General features: G+C 39.8%; 5 protein-coding genes. 2 read left to right on the forward strand and 3 right to left on the reverse strand.

Going from position 1 to position 6945, the window contains the following annotated elements:
• Positions 1-228: 228 nt before the first annotated feature.
• Positions 229-645 (reverse strand): BACON domain-containing protein, encoded by a 417-nt coding sequence (locus D0T84_RS20595; RefSeq protein ID WP_163309731.1) that lies wholly within the window; start codon positions 643-645, stop codon positions 229-231.
• 124 nt (positions 646-769) lie between these two features.
• On the opposite strand from D0T84_RS20595, the gene D0T84_RS20600 reads away from it, so the two are divergent.
• Positions 770-1411: a hypothetical protein gene (locus D0T84_RS20600; RefSeq protein WP_163309733.1), complete on the forward strand. Its 642-nt coding sequence runs from the start codon at positions 770-772 to the stop codon at positions 1409-1411.
• Positions 1381-2070 carry a C10 family peptidase gene (locus D0T84_RS20605; protein ID WP_163309734.1) on the forward strand — a complete coding sequence of 230 codons (690 nt, stop codon included), beginning with the start codon at positions 1381-1383 and terminating at the stop codon, positions 2068-2070. Before D0T84_RS20600 ends, D0T84_RS20605 begins: the two co-directional genes overlap by 31 nt.
• A 240-nt stretch (positions 2071-2310) precedes the next feature.
• Here D0T84_RS20605 and D0T84_RS20610 read toward each other — a convergent pair whose 3' ends face one another.
• Together D0T84_RS20610 and D0T84_RS20615 are read right to left on the reverse strand one after the other, a co-directional pair.
• Positions 2311-5604, reverse strand: a complete 3294-nt coding sequence (locus tag D0T84_RS20610) for a VIT domain-containing protein (RefSeq protein ID WP_163309736.1) — start codon at positions 5602-5604, stop codon at positions 2311-2313.
• Between the two features lie 605 nt (positions 5605-6209).
• Positions 6210-6701: an SMI1/KNR4 family protein gene (locus D0T84_RS20615; protein ID WP_163309738.1), complete on the reverse strand. Its 492-nt coding sequence runs from the start codon at positions 6699-6701 to the stop codon at positions 6210-6212.
• Positions 6702-6945: the final 244 nt, after the last annotated feature.

The raw sequence follows: 6945 nt of genomic DNA on the forward strand, positions 1-6945 counted from the left end.
AACAGGATCGTGCGCTGAAATATCTTCATCAATCCTACCAGGAAAAAGTAGCGTTTGATTGGGTATGTACGGACGAAAATGTATCTTTGACATAATAATTTTTTGAATACCTGAAGTTAGCAATACTTTAGGAAATAGCAAAGACCGAGCTTGGGAAAGTTCGGCCTTTGTGCGTAAAAAAGAGGGCATGTCTATTTTGACACACCCTCGTTAGTAGCTCTCTTTAACTTATTCTGCTTTTTCCTGTGTTACCGTTATCAAATCAGAGTATCCCCAATTAAAAAGAGCTAGGTACAAAATTCTTTGTTTCCCAGTCTTATTTTCCTGTACTTCAAATTTAATTGTTTTTTCATCCGCTTTTGTTACCGTAATCCAATCCGAAGAATAGTCTTTAATTTCCTCTTTTTCATTGCTATAGTCAGTTCTAACATCATTATCTGTTATCACATCGAATTTCCACCCTTCCCCTTTAGTAGTAATCACATCAGAGCTGGCCTTTGCATTGAAATCAACATTTTTCTTTGACAGATGAATATTGTCTTTGTAGCGTCCTTCCACTTCATTTTTATCGGAACAACCAGCATCCATAAAGGTTAAAAAGACAATTGTTGCAAATACAACATTTATTAACTTTTTTCTTCTCATTATTTCATAAATTTTTAATTAATTTTAAAGCATATTTGGTTAAAATAAATTCTCTATTAACATTTACGATCAAAGATAGTAAAATTTAAAACTATTCGCACATCAACTATTTAAATTATTTGTTATGAAAAAAATCTTATTACTATTTATTTTGGGTGGCTTACTGTTTTCATGTATCCAGGAGAATGACTCTATCTCAGAATCTCCACAAAAAGAAAAAATTGAAGTGAACCTTACGAACGATGAATACTTGTCTATCTCAGAAAATAATATTCCAGATGTCACAGAAAACCAAGTTATTGAACTGTTAACAAATTGGGACGAGAACTCGGATAAACTAAAATCCTCTCCTGATAGGCCTGTATTTAAAATTGCAAAACGCCTAAAAAACAACACAGGTACAGAAAGTGATTATTACTTAGCCTCGATAAGTGAAAATCTTAAAGAAGGATTTGCTGTTGTATATGGTAACAAGTTATTCCCGCAGATAGCCTGTTATATTCCTGAAGGCTCTATTAATGATACGATAGAAAATGAAGGGCTAAGAATCATGTACAACATATCTAAAGAATCCGTTGAAAGTTCATTAATAAGGTACAACTCACTAAATAAAGATTCATTAAAGGCTCTTGCTTTCCAGAAGATAAGCGAAGAAATTAATAAGGATGTAGCCTATGTAAAGAAAATATTGATTCTTATGATATCACTATCAAAAAACCTTCAACTAAAGCATTTATGGGGTGGTATGAGCAATTTCCATTGTTAAACACAGAATGGCATCAAGGCGCGCCATACAATAACAACTATCCAACTACAACGTGTCCTAGATTCGATGCTAATACACGTTACAAAGGGCGCAATCCAGCCGGTTGTGTAATCATTGCTTTAGCTCAGGCAATGGCATATACAAAACCTACAACAAGTCAAAACTTTGACTATAATCTAATAACAAGAACCAGTCAGGCTCCAGCAATGGCTACAACTCCTATTGAAACACAACAAGCTGTAGCAGTTGCCATTTTTACTGCATATCTAAGAGACAATGTTGTTCCTAAAGTTACCTATGAAGTGGGTTGTATGGGGACAAGTGCAAATACTGAGAATACCGTAAAAGCGTTGAGTAAAGTAAATATGGTGGCCAATGGCGCATCTAGTTTTAATAATACTAAAATAAGGAGTTCTCTTGTCGCTCATAGAATTGTTTGGATTAGGGGAGAAAGTTCGGTAGGTGGCCATTCTTGGCTAATTGATGGTATGCGTGAAATGCCGTCTACTCCTAACTCGACTTCTTATAACTCATGGGTACACTGTAACTTCGGAAACGGAGCCGAAGGAAATGGGTTCTTCCAGACAACCAACAATGCAACAACCAACTTAGATTACACTAAGAATGTAAGAATATATACAGACGTAAGAAAAAAATAAAAAGAGTAGTAAAATTGCCATGAGTGGTCGGAAGAAATTTCTTCCGACCATTTTTTTCTTAATTAAGTTTTAGAAACAATTTATTGTCGTATTTCTATTATGTAGGGGCTGGGCTTGTCCCTGCTCGTTGATTATCGGGCGATCACAAGGGTACGCCCCTACAAAGGATACAAAATGCGACATTAATTATTATTGATTACTTAAGTTCCCCGTTTACATTATTCCATTTGATTCTTTTTATCAGAAAGTCACCTCGCCTACATTTAATACCTCTTTGTTTCGAGACAGGCGCAACGTAATGGTCTCTTTCTTTTCCGTGCCGGACGCATAATATGTATAAATATCCAGATAAATGGTTGTAGGCCCTACCAGCGTTTGTTCGCGCGAGCCGTAATAATTCGCCTGAATCTTATACTTGCCTTTCATGGCTTTCTTTATCAGAAATTCTTCAGGGCCGTATCCTCCGGTAAAATCGCGTGATATAAAGCCTCCTATTTTCGTAAACCTGTTTTTGTAAAAGCATTTTTCGCCCCTAGGGTCGGTTACCCACAAGTCCATATCGCTGTTGTCCGTATCCCAGTTGAGGACTATACGAATATCCACAGGCATATTGTATATCAGCCTTTCATCAATATTGAGCAGGTTCAGTGATACATTTTTGCGATGAGCTTCGGCTATTACCTGGTTCATTTCTTCGGCAGCAATAACTTCTATTTCAGGAAAACGTCCGTCCCAGCTTCTTTCCAGTATCTTGCACAATATATCCACTGATTCCTGATATTGTTTGTTTTGCGCGTATGTCGCCCCCAAATCCCTGTACGACTGTGGTTCTTCAGGGCGCAGCCTCAATACCGTTTCGAACTGGTCTATGGCATATTCCGTATATCCCAGTTGTTTCAGGCGGTATCCCAAAACACGCAGCAACCTGTAGTTTTCTACTTCGAGTTCCGCCAGATTGGAAAGGATTATAAGGGCTTCTTCTTTCAGTCCGCGTTCTTCGAATAATGTAGCTACCTCGAGGAAGAAAGACGGTGTGGTCTTATATTGCCCTCTGATGGCAAGGTAAGCAGTGTATAACTCTTTGTTCGATTTAGATTTCAGTTCGGTCATATATGGAGCATCCGACTGCCATTTCTTTAATTCTACCGAGGCCTTTGATCTTTGCCTTACAGCAAGTTCATCTGTGCCCGCCGAGGCACCAAGGTATCCATCCTGAGCATTTGACCGTTCCTGTTCCATCCGCACATCCCCTACTCCCAGGTCTAATAAATAATTATCTACAGTTTCTTCCTGCGATATCTGAACACCTGCTATCGCTCTTTCCGGTCTAGCTTGAGCCATAGGAGTCGCAGGAGGAGTCGCCATTTCATCTGCCTGTATGGAGCTTACCGATGCCGATACCTGTTCCCTTCTTCGTGTTGTCCCGTATCCGGTTACTACCACTTCTTCGAGTAAAGCCTGGCTCTCCTCAAGGATGGCGTTCGCCGTATTGTTTTCTACCTTTACGGCTTGCGATTCGTATCCAAGGTATGATATTACCAGTATGTCCCCGTTTCGGGCATTGATGTAATATTTGCCATCCAGGTCTGTTACAGTCCCGTTAGTAGTTCCTTTTACAACCACAGAAGCGCCGATAATCGATTCTCCCGATGAGTCGGTTATAACACCGCTTACAGAGCCGCTTCTCTGAGGCTGTACAGTCGGCGTGGTGGTTGGTTGAGGTTTAACAGCTGTTTTCACTACTTGCGAAAAGTCTTGTTCCCACCATGTTTTTCTACTGTTGAAGAGGGATATTACTCTGTTGATCTGCCTTTCCCTTGCAGCTTTCTCATCGGTCTCTATCTGCCTTACCCTGCGGTTGTATTCGTCCAGCAATTCGGCAGGAGGAACAATCTTGTACCGTATATAATCGTTTAAATTATCCAGTACAATCAATGATGTATTGCGGGTAACAATGTTATATTTCTTACCCAGTTCTTCAATTTCTTCTTTATTCTTGTCGAATAGCATATCGAGTTCGGCGATTCTCTTTGCAGCCCATACCCGTTCCACTATGTTTCCATAGCTTGCCATGTCTTTTGCGCTCACAGTAACAGTTTCGGTATGCAGAATCTTATTGCCAATCCCAAAATTTAACCGGATGGTAGCTGTGGCGCTATTCAGTTTTCCTGCCATTGAGAAGCCCGACTCCGGTTTAATAGCCGTACCGGAGAATGTGAAGTCACTTATCTCGGCGTTATTATACAATGTGGATATCAGCCTGTAATTTTCGTTCATCAACAGCTTCCCGGCATCGGATGGGGTTTGTTGCAACAGATTGATGTATTTCCCTCCGCTTACCGATGCGATGTACTTCAGCATACTGTGGTCGGCGCTCAGCGATGAACTAATGGCAGAAACCGGAGTTTTTCCCGTTTGAGGAATCAATTTACCAAAATTGCCTAACCCGTCAGAGAAAAGTAATATCTCGTCCGCGTTTATATTTGAAAAGTTCAGGATACCCAGTTGGGTTGCCCCGTCATAGGATACTTTTTCCAGAGCGCTGCGCAGGGTTCCCCAGTTTCCGTTTCTGATAGTAAAAGCCTGCGGTGCGCCCTGTAGGCAATTAAACGTATACAGGTCAACAGTCACATTGCTTATCCGGTTAAAATATTCTACGAGCAGATCGGCTTCCAGGCTGAAATTGCGTTTATCCATAGAAGATGATGCGTCCCAGAATAGGGCAACGCGTTTAGGAGCTTGTTTTGCCTCATCTTTTATTACAGGGAATACCTGCGAGTAGAAAACGGTTTGTCCGCTTATTGTCCCCTTTTCAACGAAAGTCTGGTTATTATTCTTCACAGGAACCGAGAATACCAGTTGCCCCGCAGCCTTATATTTTTGGGCCGAATACGATGCCTGATAAACATCGCCTGCTCTATCGAAAGAAAAATCGCCCCACGGTGTTTTGTCTACTTTCGGCTGAGAGCCTTCTCCGTACACACTTATATTCAGGTTGAAATTATCGAGCACATCCCCATATTCCACAGGGAGGAAGAAACGGTAGCTGTCTTCATTCTTAGGCAGCTCTTGCTCGTAGGCTATCAGTACTTTCCGTGTACCTTTGGCAAAGAAGGGATATACCCGCGTCTTGAAGTTATTACCCTGAGTCTTTTCCAGCAATCCGGGGTCTACGCCTTGCCTTATTATCGATTCGAAAACTTCCTGTCCCTTCGCTTTTTCTACAACGACACCTTCCCTTAGCTTGCCGTTAATGTCGAGTGCAAACCGGGATATACTCTGCTCTTCAGCCAGCGGAAACTGTAATTCCCCTTCCAGCACACGGTTATTGGGATTGTAGAAGGTCATTTCCACGGTGGTTACGGCCAGTGAACCGACTACTTTTACATCTATGTTCACACCTGATACAGTTACGGGCGTTTCGTTTCCATGCAGGTTGTTTACTTGTATTCTCGGGCTTCTTGCCTCTGATTGTTGGGCTAAGCAATGGATTGTAAGCAGTAGTAAAGTAAAGAATGATAGTGCTTTTTTCATAATGCTTTGGTTGTTAGTTTGTATGTTTTATTTATATAGATTACAAAAACCCGAAATATCCATATATAATACATGTGAATCAAGGGTTAAATGTGCTATTTTTGTCCCTTTAGGGACTGAATGTTGGTAAAAAGAAGCTTTAATCAGTCAATTGTGTGCCGTCAGGTACGCAATATGTACAGAATGATTCACGTTTTGTACCTGACGGCACAAAAAAACGAATTTTATTCATGTTTCTACCAATATGATGTGCCTAACGGCACATTTAACCCCTGATTCGCATAATACTTATTTTTTATTAGGGCAACCCCCAATTTATTTTGGTTTTATAACATTTTCCTCAGGTTCTTTTTATAGTATATCCATCAAGTTCCCGCAGAGAGCAGACTTTATTAACCATATGCAAGCCTAGCGCAGCTTACGTCCAGACTGAATGATTAATGCGAATCAAGGGTTAAAAAGCACAGTAACTTATTGTCCCGAAGGGACTGAAAGTGGATAACCACGGGTAAAACCCGTGGCAGGAACTGACTGAAGAATATGTCTCCGTAGGAGGCAAATAGCAAAAACAAATGTCATTCGCCTCCTACGGAGACGGCCTATTTCTACCTGCTTTTTTCGAGATATTCTTCTGCACTATATGCGTCTATCGGAAAATCTTCATCTTCCACTGATTTATAAAAAAAATCTCCAATACTTAAATTCAAGTCAATATACATTGATTCCAATTTTTCGACGGTTTCGCTTTCCCAAAGTTGGTCGTGGAATACATAACCGACAGTCATCGTTTTTGTATTCAAAACAATGGGATCCCCATTCATTCCTGAACCGATAATCAATAAATTGGATTTATAAATTTCTTTATTTATTTCATTTCTGTTTTCAGTTCGGATTCTGTTCACGCAATGAAAAGAATTTCCTTTAAAGTCAATTTCACCACGAAACGAAAATTCTCTTAAAAACTCGATTAATTCTGTTGGTAATTTCAAATTTTCAAAAAACTCAATTGATTTATCTGTCACTTTCTGGACTTCACTTTTATAATCGAAGTCGAAATTCTCAAGTGCTTTTACAAATAATTCTTTGTCTATTTTCATGTTTTATTTTTTCTGCTGTTAAAAATGTATCTGTCTCCTCTGCTACCGTGTGGTCATTCTCAAAATTTCGCTCCCCGGACAGTTACACCAATATCATAAAAACCAGCCAATAAATCAATAGCGTCCTAAATAAAAAGTGAGAGGTTTTCGTTTTCTGTTCCTTAAAGTTACCTTTGAGGTGCAACACAAAAAACGAACCTCTCATGGCAAAAATAACATTATTCGCTCAAATTCTTAGCAAACT

The organism is Dysgonomonas sp. 521, assembly GCF_010501055.1.
Classification (GTDB): Bacteria; Bacteroidota; Bacteroidia; order Bacteroidales; family Dysgonomonadaceae; genus Dysgonomonas.